The organism is Streptococcus sp. 11-4097 (assembly GCF_018215285.2).
GTDB lineage: Bacteria > Bacillota > Bacilli > Lactobacillales > Streptococcaceae > Streptococcus.
In genome coordinates this window covers 1,716,075-1,734,403 of the sequence record NZ_CP185262.1, presented here as the reverse complement: position 1 = coordinate 1,734,403, position 18,329 = coordinate 1,716,075, and the positions used below count along the sequence as shown (strand labels likewise).

The window sequence follows — 18,329 nt, the reverse complement described above, 5'->3', positions numbered from 1 at the left end:
GGAGGTTCTCCATGTTTCGAAAAATTTTAATTGCCAATCGTGGTGAAATTGCGGTTCGAATTATCCGTGCGGCGCGTGAATTGGGGATCGCAACGGTGGCGGTTTATTCAACTGCTGATAAGGAAGCCCTGCATACGCTTTTAGCAGATGAAGCAGTTTGTATCGGTCCTGGTAAGCCTACAGAGTCTTATCTCAATATTAATGCGGTTCTATCAGCTGCAGTCTTGACTGAGGCAGAAGCCATTCACCCAGGTTTCGGATTTCTCAGTGAAAATTCCAAATTTGCAACCATGTGTGAAGAGGTGGGGATTAAGTTTATCGGTCCATCTGGTCATGTCATGGATATGATGGGAGACAAAATCAATGCGCGTGCTCAGATGATCAAAGCAGGTGTGCCTGTCATTCCAGGTTCGGATGGAGAAGTGCATAACTCTGAAGAAGCTTTGATTGTTGCTGAAAAAATTGGCTACCCTGTTATGCTCAAGGCTTCAGCAGGTGGAGGTGGTAAAGGGATTCGTAAGGTTGAAAAACCAGAAGACCTCGTTTCAGCCTTTGAAACGGCCTCTAGTGAAGCTAAGGCCAATTATGGCAATGGTGCCATGTACATTGAACGGGTTATCTATCCAGCTCGTCACATTGAGGTTCAAATCCTAGGAGATGAGCATGGACATGTGATTCACTTGGGGGAACGGGATTGTTCTCTTCAACGGAATAACCAAAAGGTTTTAGAAGAAAGTCCTTCGATTGCAATCGGAAAAACGCTACGCAATGAAATTGGTTCTGCTGCTGTTCGAGCTGCAGAGTCTGTTGGCTATGAAAATGCAGGGACCATTGAGTTTCTTCTTGATGAAGCCAGTGGTAAATTCTATTTTATGGAGATGAATACTCGTGTACAAGTAGAACATCCAGTAACAGAATTTGTTTCAGGTGTGGATATCGTTAAGGAACAGATTCGCATTGCGGCAGGTCAGCCTCTTTCTGTTAAGCAAGAAGATATTGTCCTACGAGGTCATGCCATCGAGTGTCGTATCAATGCAGAAAATCCAGCCTTCAACTTTGCTCCTAGTCCAGGTAAGATTACCAATCTCCATCTGCCAAGTGGTGGAGTTGGCTTGCGCGTGGATTCAGCAGTTTATCCAGGCTATACCATTCCACCTTATTATGATAGTATGATTGCTAAAATCATCGTTCATGGTGAAAATCGTTTTGATGCCTTGATGAAAATGCAACGTGCCCTCTATGAATTAGAGATTGAAGGAGTGCAGACCAATGCAGATTTCCAGCTTGACCTCATTTCAGATCGCAATGTCATTGCTGGGGATTATGATACTTCCTTCTTGATGGAAACCTTCTTACCCAAGTATCAAGAAAAAGAATAAAATGACTTCAAGAGTTTAAACCGAAAAGGGGAATCAATGGCTCTATTTAGTAAAAAAGATAAGTATATTCGAATCAATCCCAATCGTTCGGTTAGGGAAAAACCTCAAGCTAAGCCAGAGGTTCCAGATGAATTATTCTCTCAGTGTCCAGGCTGTAAGCATACCATTTATCAGAAGGATCTGGGAAGTGAGCGTATCTGTCCACATTGTAGCTACACTTTTCGTATTTCTGCCCAAGAACGCTTGGCTTTGACGATTGATATGGGAACCTTCAAGGAATTGTTTACAGGGATTGAAAGCAAGGATCCCTTGCATTTCCCTGGTTATCAAAAGAAACTAGCAACTATGCGTGAAAAAACAGGTCTGGATGAAGCCGTTGTGACAGGAACAGCTCTTATAAAAGGTCAGACTGTGGCTCTTGGGATTATGGATTCTAACTTTATCATGGCTTCTATGGGTACAGTTGTAGGTGAGAAAATCACTCGCTTGTTTGAGTATGCGACTGTCGAACAATTGCCAGTTGTTCTCTTCACAGCCTCTGGTGGCGCCCGTATGCAGGAAGGGATCATGAGTCTCATGCAGATGGCCAAGATTTCTGCAGCGGTTAAACGCCATTCAAATGCAGGCCTCTTTTACCTGACCATTTTGACAGATCCAACGACAGGTGGTGTAACAGCTTCCTTCGCTATGGAAGGCGATATCATTCTAGCTGAACCACAAAGTTTGGTCGGTTTTGCTGGGCGTCGTGTCATTGAAAATACGGTTCGTGAAAGCTTGCCTGAGGATTTCCAAAAGGCAGAATTCCTATTGGAACATGGCTTTGTGGATGCTATTGTCAAGAGAAGAGACTTGCCAGATACCATTGCTAGCCTAGTCAGATTGCACAGAGGGGGTCCTAGATGAATATTGCAAAAATAGTCAGAGAAGCGCGTGAGCAGAGTCGCTTGACAACCTTAGACTTTGCGACAGGCATTTTTGATGAATTTATCCAATTACACGGTGACCGTTCTTTTCGTGACGATGGTGCAGTTGTTGGTGGTATTGGCTGGCTTGGGGACCAAGCTGTAACAGTGGTTGGTATCCAAAAAGGCAAGAGTTTACAAGATAACCTCAAGCGGAATTTTGGTCAACCGCATCCAGAAGGCTACCGTAAGGCTCTACGGTTGATGAAACAGGCTGAAAAGTTTGGTCGTCCAGTTGTGACCTTTATCAATACTGCAGGTGCCTATCCTGGTGTCGGCGCGGAAGAACGCGGTCAAGGAGAAGCTATCGCTCGCAATCTCATGGAAATGAGTGACCTGAAAGTTCCGATTATTGCTATTATTATCGGTGAAGGTGGTTCAGGAGGGGCTCTGGCTCTAGCCGTTGCGGACCGTGTCTGGATGCTGGAAAATTCTATCTATGCCATTCTCAGCCCAGAAGGTTTTGCTTCCATTCTATGGAAGGACGGAACTCGTGCCATGGAAGCAGCAGAACTGATGAAAATCACTTCCCACGAACTGTTAGAAATGGACGTGGTGGACAAGGTGATTTCTGAAGCAGGACTTTCGAGCAAAGAACTGATTAAGAATGTTAAAAAAGAACTCCAAACGGAGCTAGCTCTACTTTCACAAAAACCGTTAGAAGCGTTGTTGGAAGAACGTTATCAACGATTTAGAAAATACTAATACCTCAGAATACATAAAAACTAGAACTGGCAGTCAGTTCTAGTTTTTATGTGGTTCTTACTCTGTATCAAGGACGAAGTAAAAGGTGCTTGGAAGACCAAACACCTTTTCGATTATTCATTTTCTTCAGTTACAAATTGACTAAGCAGTCCGTTGATAAAGCGGGCTGATTTTTGATCTGAAAAATTCTTAGCGAGTTCAATGGCTTCATTGACTGCTACTAGCTGAGGTGTATCAAATGATGTGATTTCAAAGATACCCAAGCGTAGTAAGTTTTTTTCGACCAAGGTCAATCGTTCAACTGTCCAGCCTGACTTGAGGTGCTGGTTGATTTGTTTATCCAACTCGTCTTTTTGAGCTTGAACACCAGAAACCAAGTTCAGAAGAAAGGCAGGGATTTGCACATCTTCATCTTCACGGTCATGTGTATATGCAAAGTGACAAGCTGTTTCCATATCTGTGCCGAATTCAAGGCTCATGAGGGCTTGAAAAGCGCATTTACGAAGTTCGCGTCTAGATTCTAATAATGGACTAGTCATTGAGGAAGTCCTCGTTAAATAGATCTTTCAACTCAGGTTTTGGTGTTTTATCTGGAACGATTCCTGCAACATGGATGTTAACAGCAGCAAGTTCCACATCAGCCATATCTCGGACAGCATCTTTGACTGCTTTTTGAATAGCAAGAGCCACTTTTGGTACTTTCACACCGTACTCAAGATAAAGGTAGATGTCAGCAGTTAGTTCTTCGTTGCTTTCTTTTAAGTAGACGCCACGACCAAGAGAGAGTTTTGATAGGGTATCAGATACGGATTTATTTGAAAATGAGTGGACACCTTCAACTTTAGCAGTTGCGATGGCAATGATTTTTTCAAGTACACGTGGAGCGATAACGATTTCGCCAAATTGTTCTTCAGTTCCCATAGAATGACCTCTTTCTAGAGATTAGGCACGAGAAACGTAAGTTCCTTCTGCAGTGTTGATGATCAATTTTTGTCCAGCTTCGATGAAGTCAGGAACGTTGACAACAAGTCCAGTTTCCATAGTTGCTGGTTTACCAGAACCTGTAACAGTAGCACCCTTGATAGATGGTTGTGTTTCAGCAACTGTCAATTCAACAGTAGTTGGTACAGTTACACCGATTACTTCAGTTCCGTAGAATTGGATTTTCACATCAGAGTTTTCAAGGATGTAAAGCAATTCATTTTCAACGTTTACGACTGGGATTTCGTATTGGTCGTAAGTTTCAGTGTTCATGAAGTAGGCAGTTTCATCCATTTTGTACAAGTATTGAGCTGGAACAGTCTCGATAATAGCTTGTTCGAATTTTTCTTCTGGACGGTAGCTTGTGTCAAAAGTAGAACCAGTACGGACATCACGTAATTTCATACGCATGATTGTGTTCCCTTTACCTGGTTTGTGATGGCTAGCTTCCAAAACGCGGATCAATTTTCCGTCTGCAGTTTCAAATGTCATACCAGCTTTCAATTTGCTTGCTTCAATCATGTTTTTACCTCTTTAATAAATATTATTACTCTTCATTTTACCATAAAATCTTCTGGAAATAAAGCCAAAATAGTTATTGGGACATGGTAGGAGCGAAAAAACCAACCTCAGGGCTGGTTTCTTTTACATATTAATCTTCTTTCAACTTCGCCAATTCCTGGGCAAGCAGCTTAAGGGCGACTTGTGGGTTGGCTTGGCCTTTGGTTGCTTTCATGAGGAAGCCTGTAAAGGCCTTGTCTGCATTACGTTTGCCTGATTTGAAGTCGGCAACGGCTGCTTCATTCTCTGCGAAGACTTGATGAATGATTGGAATTAGGACATCTGGATCTGAGATTTGAACCATGCCTGCTTTTTCCACGTATTCACGCGCTCCACCGCCGTTTTTAGCCAGGTGGACAAAGACTTTCTTGGCAATCTTAGAAGAAATAGTACCGTCTTCGATGATGGCAATCATTTCAACCAAGTTTTCTGGTGTCAATTCGATTTGTTCCAGTGTCTTGCCTTCAGCGTTCAAGAACTGAGCGACTTCACCTTGGAGCCAGTTAGAGACTTGTTTTGCATCACCACCGAGGGCGACAGCTTTTTCAAAGAAGTCAGAAGTAACTTTATTAGCAGTCAACTGACTAGCATCGTAGTCTGATAAACCAAGGTCAGATACATAACGCGCACGGCGTTCTTTGGGAAACTCTGGCAACTCTGTACGCATTTCCTCAATCCACTCGTCTGAAATTTCAAAGAGAGGTAGGTCTGGCTCTGGGAAGTAGCGGTAGTCTGCAGCGCCTTCCTTGACACGCATGAGGATAGTTGCTTTGTTAGCCTCATCGTAACGGCGTGTTTCCTGACGGATTTGACCACCTGAGCGAAGGATTTCGGCTTGACGTTGAACTTCGTATTCAAGACCTTTGCGAACGTTTGAGAATGAGTTGAGGTTCTTCAACTCAGTTTTGGTACCGAATTTTTCTTGACCATAAGGGCGAAGGGAGATATTGGCATCCACACGCATAGAACCTTCTTCCATCTTAACGTCAGAAATACCAGCGTACTGGATAACTTCCTTGAGGGCTGTTAGATAAGCATAGGCTTCTTCAGGAGAACGCATGTCAGCTTCAGATACAATCTCAATCAATGGCACCCCTTGGCGGTTGAGGTCAACATAAGAGTAGCCATCTGTACCGTGAGTGTTTTTACCAGCGTCTTCTTCTAGGTGAGCACGTTCGATACCGATTTTCTTAGTTGTACCGTCTTCTAGCTCGACTTCAATCCAACCGTTATAACCGATTGGCTCATCAAACTGAGAAATTTGGTAGGCTTTTGGATTATCAGGGTAGAAGTAGTTCTTGCGGTCAAAGTGCATCTTTTTATGGATGTCCATGTTGAGGGCAAGAGCAGCCTTGATACCGGCATCGACAACACCTTTATTGAGAACTGGCAGAACTCCTGGGAAAGACCAGTCAATCACATTTGTATTGGCATTTTGGTCATTTCCAAAGTGGGCAGAAGTAGGTGAGAAGATTTTTGAATTGGTGTTGAGCTCTACGTGGACTTCAAGTCCAATGACTGTTTCAAAGTTCATTAGTTATCACCTCCAAAAATCACGGGTTGTTGTTTGTGGTAGTCTGTTGTCGCCTCAAAAGCAGCAGCAGCTTGGTAAATGGTTTCCTCAGAGTACTTAGGACCGATCAATTGGAGACCGACAGGCAGACCTTGAGAGAATCCAGCAGGAATAGAAATTCCAGGCAGTCCTGCCAAGTTTACAGGTATGGTCAAGAGGTCAGCCAAGTACATAGCAACTGGGTCGTGGTTGAGTGAATCCAAGTCATAGGCAACACTAGGAGCAGTTGGGCCCAAAATCAAGTCGTAATCCGCGAAGACTTTTTCGAAATCTTGGATGATGAGGGTACGGACCTGACCAGCCTTCTTATAGTAGGCGTCATAGTAACCTGATGAAAGACTGAATGTGCCAAGCATGATACGGCGTTTAACCTCTTCACCGAAACCTTGGCTACGGCTGTTTACATAGATTTCATCAAGGTTGGTTGCATCTTCTGCGCGGTAGCCGTAACGGATACCGTCAAAACGTTGCAAGTTTGATGAAGCTTCAGATGAAGCAATGATGTAGTAGACGGCAACACCGTATTTTGAGTGAGGTAGACTCACTTCTTCAACAATAGCACCAAGTTTTTCAAAGTGTTTGGCTGCGTTCAGAATGGTTCCCTTAACCTCTGGGTCAATTCCTTCACCAAGGTATTCCTTAGGCAAAGCAATTTTCATGCCCTTGATGTCTTGGCCGATTTTTGAAGTAAAATCGGCAATGCGGACAGGAGCAGAAGTAGAGTCTTTGGCATCTTCGCTTGCAATAGCATTGAGCAAGAAGGCATTTTCCTTAACAGTCGGAGCGAAAGGTCCAATCTGGTCTAATGAACTACCAAAGGCAATGAGACCGAAACGTGAAACTGTTCCGTAGGTTGGTTTGAGACCGACGATCCCATTGAAGGCAGCAGGTTGGCGGATAGATCCACCAGTATCAGAACCAAGTGACAAGCGAACTTGTCCTGAGGCTACAGCTGCAGCAGAACCACTTGATGATCCACCAGGGACCTTGCTGTGGTCCCAAGCATTTTTAGTGGCACCGTAGTAAGAAGTCTCACCTGATCCACCCATGGCAAACTCGTCCATGTTGGTTTTCCCTACGACAATCATGCCTTTCGCTTTTGCATTGGCAACGGCTGTCGCATCAAAGATTGGCTCGTAGTTGTAGAGCATTTTTGAGGCTGCAGTTGTAAGAATACCGTCTGTAGAGATATTATCCTTAACTGCAAGTGGAATTCCTGAAAGGACATTATCAGCATCAATTCCAGCTTCATCAATGGCTTTGGCTTGAGCAAGAGCCTGCTCTTCAGCGATGGTAACAAAAGCGTTGATAGCTGTCTCTCGAGACTTGATATCTTCAAGCGTTGCTTGGGTCAATTCAGTTGCAGAAATTTCCTTAGAAACAAGGAGATTGTGCAAGTCTTCAATGGTTTTATTGTTGAAAGTCATTAGGCATCTCCTCCATCGTCTAGGATAGCTGGTACCTTGATATAGTAGTTGTCTTTTTCAGGTACGTTTTTAAACAAGCGATCGCGGTCTGTTCCCTCTTCGGCCACATCAGGGCGGAGTACAGTCTTGCGGTCAGCCATGGTCGTAGTAGGTGCGACACCAGTTGTGTCAACTTTGCCCAGCAATTCAACCATGTCAACAATCTTAGACAAGGTTGTAGCAAAGGCGACAGTTTCTTCTTCAGAGAATCTTAATTTTGAAAGATTGGCAACGTGTGTTACCTCTTCTTGCGTAATTTTCATCTTGCATCCTTTCGTGAAATGATGATTTTTAGTCTGTTCTATTTTACCATATTTTCCTATAAATAAGGGAGGTAAAGCTGAAAAAAGGTAGGTGGAGGCTAGAGAATGTGTTTTAATGATGATTAATTTGAAAAGAGGATTTCAAAGGGGAAATTATATGATACAATGGTATAACAGAGAAGTGAAGACGGTGGTTACGAAATCGAAAGGATGGTGATGCTTATGTGCAGAATCCGTAAAATCTTAGTAGAAAGGAGTAACCAGATTTGTCACCCTTTGAGGCTTTGACGCTCATGTTTGTAGCTGGTAACTTTGTTATCACGCTCCTGAAGTTCATCCTTGAATTGGTAAAAGAGACAAAAAAATAGCCGTCCTAACTTTGGCGAGTTAACGAGCTATTTTTTAGTTATATAATTACAGCCACCGTCTTAAACGGCTCTGTAGGGTGTTGTTGACGCAACACCTTTTTCTATATTCATTGTAACATTTATTTTAAAAATTGCAAGTGGAATTGTCCTACTTTAGCAGTGTCTGATATAAAATAGAAATTGAAAAAAATGCTAAAATTCGATATAATGGAGTGTTGAAAGGAATGGTAGAATCCAATGTAGAAATCATTCTTAGCTATTGAAACAAGAAAAATAGAGAATCAAAGAAAGAGAACTTATGAATATTCAAGAAGAAATTAAGAAACGTCGTACTTTTGCCATCATCTCCCACCCGGACGCGGGGAAAACAACCATCACTGAGCAACTGCTCTACTTTGGGGGCGAGATTCGTGAGGCTGGCACTGTAAAAGGAAAGAAAACAGGGACTTTTGCCAAGTCTGACTGGATGGATATCGAGAAACAACGTGGGATTTCGGTGACTTCATCTGTTATGCAGTTTGACTACGATGGTAAGCGCGTCAATATCCTCGACACACCAGGGCACGAGGACTTCTCAGAAGATACCTATCGTACCTTGATGGCGGTGGATGCTGCGGTCATGGTTGTGGACTCTGCCAAGGGTATCGAGGCCCAAACCAAGAAATTATTTGAAGTTGTCAAACACCGTGGCATTCCCGTCTTTACCTTTATGAACAAGCTAGACCGTGACGGTCGAGAGCCACTGGACCTCTTGCAAGAATTGGAAGAAGTCTTGGGCATTGCGAGTTACCCGATGAACTGGCCAATCGGGATGGGGAAAGCCTTCGAGGGGCTCTATGACCTCTATAACCAACGCTTGGAGCTCTATAAAGGGGATGAGCGTTTTGCTAGTTTAGAAGATGGGGACAAGCTTTTTGGCAGCAACCCTTTCTACGAGCAAGTCAAGGATGATATTGAACTTTTAAATGAAGCTGGGAATGAGTTTTCAGAGGAAGCTATTCTGGCTGGAGAATTGACACCAGTCTTCTTCGGTTCAGCTTTGACAAACTTTGGTGTGCAAACATTCCTTGAAACTTTTCTCAAGTTTGCTCCAGAGCCACATGGACATAAGAAAACAGACGGCGAAATTGTTGATCCTTACGATAAGGACTTCTCAGGATTTGTCTTTAAAATCCAAGCCAACATGGACCCTCGACACCGTGACCGTATTGCCTTTGTACGTATCGTATCGGGTGAATTTGAACGTGGCATGAGTGTCAACTTGCCTCGTACTGGTAAGGGTGCTAAACTGTCTAATGTTACCCAGTTTATGGCTGAAAGTCGTGAGAATGTGACCAATGCCGTGGCAGGAGATATCATCGGGGTTTACGATACAGGAACTTATCAGGTTGGGGATACATTGACAGTTGGAAAAAACAAATTTGAATTTGAACCACTGCCAACCTTCACTCCTGAAATTTTTATGAAAGTTTCTGCTAAGAATGTCATGAAGCAGAAATCCTTCCACAAGGGGATTGAGCAACTGGTGCAAGAAGGTGCTATTCAGCTTTATAAGAATTACCAAACAGGCGAGTACATGCTGGGAGCTGTTGGTCAACTCCAGTTTGAAGTCTTTAAACACCGCATGGAAGGCGAGTACAATGCGGAAGTAGTCATGAGCCCAATGGGTAAAAAGACCGTTCGTTGGATCAAGCCTGAGGACTTGGATGAACGAATGTCATCAAGTCGAAATATCTTGGCTAAAGACCGTTTTGATCAACCAGTCTTCCTCTTTGAAAATGACTTTGCCCTCCGCTGGTTTGCGGATAAGTATCCAGACGTAGAGTTGGAAGAAAAAATGTAAATCGTTACAAATGACTAGCAACATAAAGTTGCTGTCATTTGACGGTAACCGCTATGGCGGTCTACCTAAACGCTTCACTAGTAAAAGTCCGCGAATGATATTGATTCGTGGATTTTTCCGTTGTAACTGGTAGTGAGAGGTCTAGCTAACTGTCTTACTAACTATGTTTGGTAAATGAAATTGATTTGTAAAAATTAGTGTCGTGGATAATAAGACAGCAAAGTATGTAGGGTTTTACCTTAGCCCTCTATAAAAAGATGTTGAATATTAGACCTTATTCGTTTTACTATTAACCTTTATGGTAATAACTTACAAATAAAAGAAAACTTCAGATATTCACTTTTTGTGATTGGTCTGAAGTTTTCTTTTTTACTGTCCATATTTTTGGTAAAAATCAACTTTTACTTGGATGAAGGTTTTGGCTTCACGTAGGAGTTGAAGAAGGGTTGCACGGGTTTCAAATTCTTCTCTTGTCTTGGGCAGACTGCGATTACGGAAGACTTCTAGATAACGGTCAATTTCATCTAGCAAATCAGAAGCAGGATTGGTCTGGCTCAGTTGACCTGCAATTTTTGAAAAGAGTTGGGCCAAAATCAAGCTCTCACTGGCAGCTAGGTGACAGGTGTTGATTTGCTGGGCCATGTTTCGTAGGATACGACTTTGTCGCTGTCTCATCTCAAAATAGTGGATATGGTAGTCGGTCTGGTGAAAGAGGTGGTCTGAGTGATCTAGATAGACTAGTTTGAGGGATTCTTCCAAAAGGGTGTCCAATTCGTCAACTAACTGTGCTCGGTTGCGTCCATCCCCTCTGGATAAATAATATTTGAAGCGCTGGAGAATATCTTTTAACTTTTCTTCTACCAATGTGTGGTAGTGATGAATTTTCTCTTCTCGTGAAGGCATGTAGAGATTAACCAGTAAGGCAAATCCTGTACCGATTGCAAAGAGAAGGAGTTCATTGACTAGAAGATCTGGAGAGGTTGACTCTTGCACCAAGAGATGGCTAACCAACACGCTACTTGGTGTGATGCCAATTTCCCAGCCCATCTTGTAGGCTAGAGGCACATAGAGAGCTAGATAGAGGCCAAGGCTCCAGATATGAAATCCGCTCAAGTGAAAAGCCAGAACTCCGATAACCAAAGCTAGAAGCATGGAAAAGAGCCGATTGCGGGCCAGTTTTAAGGTACTTCTACGGGTATCGGATAGGCTCAAGAGGGCGATGATTCCAGCCGAGACAGCTGAGGAGAGATTGAGAAAATAAGCAAGAAGACAGGCAAGACAGGTAGCTAAGATGAGCTTGGTCGTACGTTGGCTAATAGACATATGGATTTCCTAGTAAGTTAGAATAAAAGCGGAAAAGACAAGACCTGAGCAGGCTTGCCTTTATGAGTTATTTCTTACGGGCTGCTGCGTATTCGGCAACGGCAGTAAAGAGGACGTCTGTAGAAGAGTTGAGGGCTGTTTCACATGAGTCTTGGATGACACCAATCACAAATCCAACACCGACAACTTGCATGGCAATATCGTTAGAAATACCGAAAAGGCTACAAGCAACTGGGATAAGAAGGAGGGATCCTCCGGCAATACCAGAAGCACCACAGGCTGAGATTGCGGCAACTACACTGAGGACAAACGCTGTCGCAAAGTCAACAGGGATTCCAAGAGTATTTACTGCAGCAAGGGTTAGAACGTTAATGGTAATCGCTGCCCCGGCCATATTGATAGTAGATCCAAGTGGGATAGAAACTGAATAGGTATCTGGGTTGAGTCCAAGGTCATGGCATAGTTTCATGTTGACAGGAATGTTAGCTGCAGAACTACGAGTGAAGAAGGCTGTCACACCGCTAACACGCAAACATTTCCAAACGAGGGGATAAGGATTTCTCTTCATAAAGAGAAAGGCTATTAGTGGATTGACAACCAAAGCGACAAAGAACATGGTTGTCACCAAGAGGGCAAGCAAGATTCCGTAGTTAGCTAGGCTTCCGATTCCCTTATCAGAGATGGTTTTGAAGACAAGGCCAAGGATTCCAAAGGGAGCTAGATTGATGATCCATTCGACAATTTTAGAAGTCACATCAGCCATGGTTTTAAGCAATTCTTTACTGTTTTTGCTGGCCTCTCTCATAGCAATCCCGAAAACAACTGCCCATGATAGGATACCGATGTAGTTGGCAGTAATAAGGGCATTGACTGGATTGTCAACCAGTTTGAGCAAGAGGTTGCTGAGGACCTGGCCAATTCCATCTGGTGGTGCGATTTCTGTATTGGCACTATTTAAGGTAATCTCAACAGGGACGATGAAACTTGCTAGGACAGCAACAAGTGCCGCTGCAAAGGTCCCTACCAAGTAAAGGAAGATAACCGTTTTCATGTTGCTATCTTGTCTCTTTTGATGTTGGGAAAGGGCGTTAGCAACGAGGGCAAAGACTAGAATAGGTGCGATGGCTTTTAGACCGCCAACAAAGAGATCTCCGAGTAGACCAATTCCTGAAATGTTAGGAAGTGTCAGCCCTAGGGTTCCTCCAATAAGCATACCAATCAAAATCCGTTTGATTAGGCTTGCCTTATTCCAAGCATGAATGCATTTTTTCATAACAACCTCCTTAGTTGTGTAATGTTTATGATTATAGTATAAATATGAACTAAAATCAAGAATTTTCTGTCTATTTTGGCTATTATTTTTGAATATTTATGGAGATTCATCACTTGTAAAAGTATGGTATAATAAATGAAAGGAGTTTTCTATGAAAGAATTTATTCAAACCTACCTCAATAAGCTTGATATAACAACGATTATTGAAAATATCTTAACCAAGTTAATTTCTCTGTTATTCTTATTTTTACTCTTTTATATAGCTAAGAAATTGCTCCATACCATGGTGCAGAGAATTGTCAAACCTTCTCTAAAAATGTCTCGTCATGATATCGGGCGTCAGAAAACCATCTCACGTTTGTTAGAAAATGTGTTTAATTATACCCTTTATTTCTTTTTGCTTTACTGCATTTTGTCGATTTTAGGTTTGCCAGTTTCTAGTTTGCTGGCAGGGGCTGGGATTGCTGGGGTGGCTATTGGAATGGGAGCCCAAGGCTTTCTATCTGATGTCATCAATGGCTTTTTCATCCTCTTTGAACGTCAACTGGATGTGGGAGATGAGGTCGTTTTGACAAATGGTCCTATTACCGTATCGGGCAAGGTTGTCAGTGTCGGCATTCGAACAACGCAACTCAGAGGAGAAGATCAGGTTCTGCACTTCGTTCCCAATCGGAATATCACCGTCGTCAGCAATTTCTCACGCACAGACTAGACCTGTTATTTTAAGTAATTTGTGGTACAATAGAAAGAGTTTAATAAAGGAGAAAAGATGGTTTTAGAAAAGCAGTTGGGCAATGGTTGTACCTGGATAGACCTTGATGTGGATAAGATTAAAAATATGGAAGATCTTTCTGACATCTATGGATTGGACAAGGAAACCATTGAGTATGCTCTGGATAGAAATGAACGAGCTCATATGGATTATAACCGTGAAACGGAGACGGTAACCTTTATTTATAATGTTCTTGATTTAGAAAAAGACAAAGAATATTATGAAGCGATTCCCATGACCTTTATCGTCGAAAGACAACGAATGATTACCATCAGCAACCATAAGAATGCTTATGTCATTGATCAGATGTCAGCTTATCTGGATAGCCATGAGTCGCTTTCTATTTACAAGTTTCTCTTTGCTGGTTTAGAGATTATCAGTAACGCTTATTATCCTGTCATTGAAGAGATGGATAAAAGTAAGGACGAAATTAGTGCCTTGCTACGTCAAACTACAACAAAGAAAAATCTCTTCGCCCTCTCTGACTTGGAGACTGGTATGGTTTACTTGACAGCAGCGGCAAAACAAAATCGACTCCTCTTGGAACATATCCAGGGCCATGCTCTTTATCGGAGATTTAATGATGTCGAACGAGAGCAGTTTGATGATGCCATGATTGAAGCCCATCAGTTGGTGTCTATGACAGACTTGATTTCTCAAGTCTTGCAACAACTCTCAGCTTCTTACAACAACATCCTAAACAATAACTTGAATGATAGTTTGACAATTTTGACTATTGTCTCCGTCTTACTAGCAGTACTTGCGGTTATTACAGGTTTCTTCGGAATGAATGTTCCTCTACCATTTACAGAAGAGCCAAATGCTTGGATTTATATCTTAATGGCTAGCTTGATTTTATGGGCAGCCTTATCTCAATGGCTGAAGAAAATTACTAGAAAATAAAAGAGAAGGAGCCAGAATGGCGATTGAAAATTACATGCCAGATTTTGCTGTGGAAGCAGTTTATGATTTGACAGTAGAAAGCCTGCAAAAACAAGGAATAAAAGCTGTTTTGGTGGATTTAGATAATACCCTCATTGCTTGGAACAACCCTGACGGGACGCCAGAGATGAAGCAATGGCTACATGATCTTCGGGACGCGGGCATTCGCATTATCGTAGTCTCAAACAACACTAAGAAACGCGTCCAACGAGCAGTTGAGAAGTTTGGGATTGATTACGTTTATTGGGCATTGAAGCCCTTCACATTTGGGATTGACCGTGCCATGAAGGAATTCCACTATGATAAAAGCGAAGTGGTCATGGTTGGCGATCAGCTCATGACAGATATTCGTGCAGCCCACCGTGCTGGCATTCGCTCGATTTTAGTCAAACCCTTGGTCCAACATGATTCGATCAAAACGCAGATTAACCGAGCTCGTGAGCGCCGTGTCATGCGAAAAATCACTGAAAAGTACGGACCGATTACATATAAAAAAGGAATTTAACTATGGAAGAAATTCTCTGTATTGGTTGTGGAGCAACCATTCAGACGACAGACAAGGCTGGACTTGGATTTACTCCCCAGTCGGCACTTGAAAAAGGTTTGGAGACTGGCGAAGTCTATTGCCAACGCTGTTTCCGTCTCCGCCACTATAATGAAATCACGGATGTCCAGTTGACAGACGATGATTTCCTCAAGCTCTTACACGAGGTGGGAGACAGTGATGCCTTAGTGGTCAATGTCATTGATATCTTTGATTTTAATGGCTCTGTCATCCCAGGCTTGCCACGTTTTGTATCGGGCAACGATGTCCTCTTGGTTGGAAATAAAAAAGATATCTTGCCCAAGTCTGTTAAACCAGGAAAGATTAGCCAGTGGCTCATGGAACGTGCCCACGAAGAAGGGCTTCGTCCTGTGGATGTCGTCCTAACTTCAGCCCAAAACAAACATGCTATTAAGGAAGTCATTGACAAGATTGAACACTACCGTAAGGGCCGCGATGTCTATGTGGTCGGTGTGACTAACGTTGGAAAATCAACTCTAATCAATGCTATTATCCAAGAAATAACGGGTGACCAGAATGTCATTACGACTTCGCGCTTCCCAGGGACAACCTTGGACAAGATTGAGATTCCGCTTGATGACGGATCTTATATCTACGATACGCCGGGAATCATCCACCGTCACCAAATGGCCCATTACTTGACGGCCAAAAATCTCAAGTATGTCAGCCCCAAAAAGGAAATCAAACCTAAAACCTACCAGCTAAATCCAGAGCAAACACTATTTTTAGGTGGCTTGGGACGCTTTGACTTTATATCAGGAGAAAAGCAAGGTTTCACTGCCTTCTTTGACAATGAACTCAAATTGCATCGTACCAAGCTTGAAGGAGCTAGTGCTTTCTACGATAAGCACCTCGGAACGCTTTTGACACCACCAAATAGCAAGGAAAAAGAAGATTTTCCAAAACTAGTTCAGCATGTATTTAACATTAAGGACAAGACAGACCTAGTTATCTCAGGCCTAGGCTGGATTCGCGTAACAGGCACAGCAAAAGTCGCCGTCTGGGCACCAGAAGGCGTCGCAGTCGTCACACGAAAAGCAATTATTTAAAATGAAATCACTGAGCGAACAAAGTGAGCTCATAAAAAGATAGTTATTGCCGTGGTGTGATTGCCAATCGTTAGATTGGTAAGGGGCATAATTGAGACCTAGGCTCAATTGTGAGGTCAGGAAATCCATTTTTCAAAGATGAGATCTTTGAAAAATTAGTTCCGACCGTCCCTCACCACCTAAAATAACTATCAAAAAAACAAGGAAGAAATTATGTCATTAACATCAAAACAACGTGCCTTCCTCAACAGTCAGGCACACACCCTCAAACCCATCATCCAAATCGGTAAAAATGGACTTAACGACCAAATCAAAACCAGCGTTCGTCAGGCACTTGACGCCCGTGAATTGATCAAGGTTACTCTTTTGCAAAACACCGATGAAAATATCCACGAAGTAGCTGAAATCTTGGAAGAAGAAATTGGTGTGGATACAGTCCAAAAAATCGGACGAATCTTGATTTTGTTTAAACAATCCAGCAAGAAAGAAAATCGCAAGATTTCTAAGAAAGTCAAAGAAATCTAAAAACTATACTCCAAATAACTGTTTTTACAGAGAAATAAAGGAGACTAGCCTATGGCAATCGAACTATTGACTCCCTTTACCAAGGTAGAGTTGGAGCCAGAAATCAAGGAGAAAAAACGCAAACAAGTCGGGATTTTAGGGGGGAATTTTAACCCTGTTCACAATGCGCATCTGATTGTTGCTGACCAAGTACGGCAACAGTTAGGACTGGATCAAGTTTTGCTCATGCCTGAGTACCAACCTCCTCACGTAGATAAAAAGGAAACCATCCCTGAACACCATCGTCTCAAGATGCTTGAATTGGCGATTGAGGGGATTGAAGGGCTAGCCATTGAAACAATCGAGCTAGAGCGCAAGGGCATTTCCTACACCTACGACACCATGAAGATTTTGACAGAGCAGTATCCAGATACGGATTATTACTTTATCATCGGGGCCGACATGGTGGACTATTTGCCTAAGTGGTACCGAATTGATGAGCTGGTCGACATGGTTCAGTTTGTAGGGGTTCAGCGCCCACGCTACAAGGCTGGAACTTCCTATCCAGTTATCTGGGTGGATGTGCCTCTCATGGATATCTCATCCAGCATGGTGCGGGACTTCCTTGCCCAAGGTCGGAAACCCAACTTTCTCCTGCCTCAGCCGGTGCTAGACTACATCGAGAAGGAGGGGCTCTACTGATGGCCTATCAAGACTATATCAACTGCTCTCGCGAGGCTTTGTTGGAAAAAATGACAGAGCTTTTACCTGAAAAACGCTTAACCCATTGCTTGGGTGTGGAGCGTGCAGCCATAGAACTAGCCCAACGATTTGGAGTAGATGTCGAGAAAGCAGGACTAGCAGGCCTTCTTCATGACTACGCTAAAAAGCTGTCAGATCAGGAATTTCTAGACCTGATTGACCGTTATCAGCTGGATCCTGATCTCAAAAACTGGGGCAATAATGTCTGGCATGGCATGGTTGGCATCTACAAGATTCAGGAAGATTTGGATTTGCATGATTCAGAAATCCTGCGAGCCATTGAAATCCATACAGTCGGTGCTGGTCAGATGACAGACCTAGATAAAGTCATCTACGTCGCAGACTATATCGAGCACAATCGTGCCTTTCCAGGAGTAGATGTGGCACGTGAGATTGCAAGTTTATCGCTTAATAAGGCGGTGGCCTACGAAACAGCTCGTACCGTGGAGCATCTAGCTCATCAGGGATTCTCTATCTATCCCCAAACCCTTGAAACCTATAACGCCTTTGTGCACTATTTGAAAGAGGACTAAATGAAGACGGCTTTTATAATCATTGATGTTCAGAATATTTTAGTGGAAACTGGTTTTCAGACAAATAGTCTATTGGAAAAAATTTCTTATTTACAAAACCAGGCTAGAAGCAAGAATATTGAAATTGTCTATGTTCAACATATTGAGAACGCTGAAGCTCAAACATCAGAAGATTGGCAGTTATCTGAGCTTTTAAGTCGAAAACCTAATGAAAAGGTCTTTCAGAAGAAGTATAACAGTATTTTCAAAGAAACTGGTTTAAAAGAATACTTGGATAAACAGGGGATTGAAAAATTAGTTTTATGTGGTATGCAGACAGAATATTGTGTGGATACCTCTGTCAAGGTTGCCTTTGAATATGGCTATCAGCTTATTATTCCAGAAGGTGCTGTCACAACCTTTGATGGGAAAGACATTCCAGCAGAAACGATAAATGAATTTTATGAGGGCATTTGGGAGGGGCGCTTTGCAGATGTCCTAGATTACAAGCATATTTTCTAGAAAG

Annotated in this window: 21 protein-coding genes; 13 read left to right on the top strand and 8 right to left on the bottom strand. The window is 42.7% G+C overall.

The features are described 5' to 3' along the window. Positions 1 to 11 precede the first annotated feature (11 nt). The 3 genes from accC to KB197_RS08595 are packed head-to-tail and all read left to right on the top strand — an operon-like array spanning position 12 to position 3,046. A complete protein-coding gene (gene accC / locus KB197_RS08605) occupies positions 12 to 1,379 on the top strand; it encodes an acetyl-CoA carboxylase biotin carboxylase subunit (RefSeq protein WP_000488685.1) in 1,368 nt (455 codons plus the stop codon). Positions 1,380 to 1,415: 36 nt separating this feature from the next. Further along, positions 1,416 to 2,282 (top strand): acetyl-CoA carboxylase, carboxyltransferase subunit beta, encoded by an 867-nt coding sequence (gene accD / locus KB197_RS08600; RefSeq protein WP_212573657.1) that lies wholly within the window; start codon positions 1,416 to 1,418, stop codon positions 2,280 to 2,282. Beyond that, entirely contained in the window at positions 2,279 to 3,046 is a 768-nt protein-coding gene (locus tag KB197_RS08595) for an acetyl-CoA carboxylase carboxyl transferase subunit alpha (RefSeq protein ID WP_141230465.1), read from the top strand. Before accD ends, KB197_RS08595 begins: the two co-directional genes overlap by 4 nt. A gap of 113 nt (positions 3,047 to 3,159) precedes the next feature. On the opposite strand, the gene nusB is transcribed toward KB197_RS08595, so the two are convergent. The 6 genes from nusB to gatC form a co-directional block, all read right to left on the bottom strand. Next, positions 3,160 to 3,585 carry a transcription antitermination factor NusB gene (gene nusB, locus KB197_RS08590; protein WP_000203640.1) on the bottom strand — a complete coding sequence of 142 codons (426 nt, stop codon included), beginning with the start codon at positions 3,583 to 3,585 and terminating at the stop codon, positions 3,160 to 3,162. Next, positions 3,578 to 3,967: an Asp23/Gls24 family envelope stress response protein gene (locus KB197_RS08585; protein ID WP_212573656.1), complete on the bottom strand. Its 390-nt coding sequence runs from the start codon at positions 3,965 to 3,967 to the stop codon at positions 3,578 to 3,580. Before KB197_RS08585 ends, nusB begins: the two co-directional genes overlap by 8 nt. Before the next feature lie 21 nt (positions 3,968 to 3,988). Then, positions 3,989 to 4,549 carry an elongation factor P gene (efp, locus tag KB197_RS08580; protein ID WP_000568643.1) on the bottom strand — a complete coding sequence of 187 codons (561 nt, stop codon included), beginning with the start codon at positions 4,547 to 4,549 and terminating at the stop codon, positions 3,989 to 3,991. Positions 4,550 to 4,679: 130 nt separating this feature from the next. Further along, positions 4,680 to 6,122: an Asp-tRNA(Asn)/Glu-tRNA(Gln) amidotransferase subunit GatB gene (gene gatB, locus KB197_RS08575; RefSeq protein WP_212573655.1), complete on the bottom strand. Its 1,443-nt coding sequence runs from the start codon at positions 6,120 to 6,122 to the stop codon at positions 4,680 to 4,682. Next, the gene (gatA, locus tag KB197_RS08570; protein WP_023946545.1) at positions 6,122 to 7,588 is read right to left on the bottom strand and encodes an Asp-tRNA(Asn)/Glu-tRNA(Gln) amidotransferase subunit GatA; all 1,467 of its coding nucleotides are present in this window, start codon (positions 7,586 to 7,588) and stop codon (positions 6,122 to 6,124) included. The genes gatB and gatA overlap by 1 nt, the downstream gene beginning before the upstream one ends. Then, a complete protein-coding gene (gene gatC / locus KB197_RS08565; RefSeq protein WP_212573654.1) occupies positions 7,588 to 7,890 on the bottom strand; it encodes an Asp-tRNA(Asn)/Glu-tRNA(Gln) amidotransferase subunit GatC in 303 nt (100 codons plus the stop codon). The genes gatA and gatC overlap by 1 nt, the downstream gene beginning before the upstream one ends. A 293-nt stretch (positions 7,891 to 8,183) precedes the next feature. On the opposite strand from gatC, the gene KB197_RS08560 reads away from it, so the two are divergent. Then, positions 8,184 to 8,258, top strand: a complete 75-nt coding sequence (locus KB197_RS08560; RefSeq protein WP_232610068.1) for a hypothetical protein — start codon at positions 8,184 to 8,186, stop codon at positions 8,256 to 8,258. Positions 8,259 to 8,556: 298 nt separating this feature from the next. Further along, on the top strand, positions 8,557 to 10,101 hold the full coding sequence (locus KB197_RS08555; protein ID WP_001025437.1) for a peptide chain release factor 3: 1,545 nt from the start codon (positions 8,557 to 8,559) through the stop codon (positions 10,099 to 10,101). 369 nt (positions 10,102 to 10,470) lie between these two features. Here KB197_RS08555 and KB197_RS08550 read toward each other — a convergent pair whose 3' ends face one another. Both KB197_RS08550 and sstT read right to left on the bottom strand, forming a co-directional pair. Further along, the gene (locus KB197_RS08550; protein WP_212573653.1) at positions 10,471 to 11,424 is read right to left on the bottom strand and encodes an aromatic acid exporter family protein; all 954 of its coding nucleotides are present in this window, start codon (positions 11,422 to 11,424) and stop codon (positions 10,471 to 10,473) included. Positions 11,425 to 11,491: 67 nt separating this feature from the next. Continuing rightward, positions 11,492 to 12,697, bottom strand: a complete 1,206-nt coding sequence (sstT, locus tag KB197_RS08545) for a serine/threonine transporter SstT (RefSeq protein ID WP_212573652.1) — start codon at positions 12,695 to 12,697, stop codon at positions 11,492 to 11,494. A 151-nt stretch (positions 12,698 to 12,848) separates the two neighbouring features. On the opposite strand from sstT, the gene KB197_RS08540 reads away from it, so the two are divergent. The 8 genes from KB197_RS08540 (at position 12,849) to KB197_RS08505 (ending at position 18,325) form a co-directional block, all read left to right on the top strand. Next, positions 12,849 to 13,409, top strand: a complete 561-nt coding sequence (locus KB197_RS08540) for a mechanosensitive ion channel family protein (RefSeq protein WP_024057615.1) — start codon at positions 12,849 to 12,851, stop codon at positions 13,407 to 13,409. Positions 13,410 to 13,466: 57 nt separating this feature from the next. Further along, entirely contained in the window at positions 13,467 to 14,372 is a 906-nt protein-coding gene (locus KB197_RS08535; RefSeq protein ID WP_000242268.1) for a magnesium transporter CorA family protein, read from the top strand. Between the two features lie 16 nt (positions 14,373 to 14,388). Further along, positions 14,389 to 14,916, top strand: coding sequence for a YqeG family HAD IIIA-type phosphatase (locus tag KB197_RS08530; RefSeq protein WP_212573651.1), 528 nt, complete (start codon positions 14,389 to 14,391; stop codon positions 14,914 to 14,916). A gap of 2 nt (positions 14,917 to 14,918) precedes the next feature. Continuing rightward, positions 14,919 to 16,025: a ribosome biogenesis GTPase YqeH gene (gene yqeH / locus KB197_RS08525; protein WP_101784396.1), complete on the top strand. Its 1,107-nt coding sequence runs from the start codon at positions 14,919 to 14,921 to the stop codon at positions 16,023 to 16,025. 213 nt (positions 16,026 to 16,238) lie between these two features. Continuing rightward, positions 16,239 to 16,550, top strand: a complete 312-nt coding sequence (yhbY, locus tag KB197_RS08520) for a ribosome assembly RNA-binding protein YhbY (RefSeq protein ID WP_000060169.1) — start codon at positions 16,239 to 16,241, stop codon at positions 16,548 to 16,550. A gap of 51 nt (positions 16,551 to 16,601) precedes the next feature. Beyond that, positions 16,602 to 17,231 carry a nicotinate-nucleotide adenylyltransferase gene (locus KB197_RS08515; RefSeq protein ID WP_004255416.1) on the top strand — a complete coding sequence of 210 codons (630 nt, stop codon included), beginning with the start codon at positions 16,602 to 16,604 and terminating at the stop codon, positions 17,229 to 17,231. After that, complete coding sequence (gene yqeK / locus KB197_RS08510) at positions 17,231 to 17,824, top strand: bis(5'-nucleosyl)-tetraphosphatase (symmetrical) YqeK (protein ID WP_049502047.1); 594 nt, start codon at positions 17,231 to 17,233, stop codon at positions 17,822 to 17,824. Before KB197_RS08515 ends, yqeK begins: the two co-directional genes overlap by 1 nt. Further along, on the top strand, positions 17,825 to 18,325 hold the full coding sequence (locus KB197_RS08505) for a cysteine hydrolase family protein (protein ID WP_212573650.1): 501 nt from the start codon (positions 17,825 to 17,827) through the stop codon (positions 18,323 to 18,325). Positions 18,326 to 18,329 lie beyond the last annotated feature (4 nt).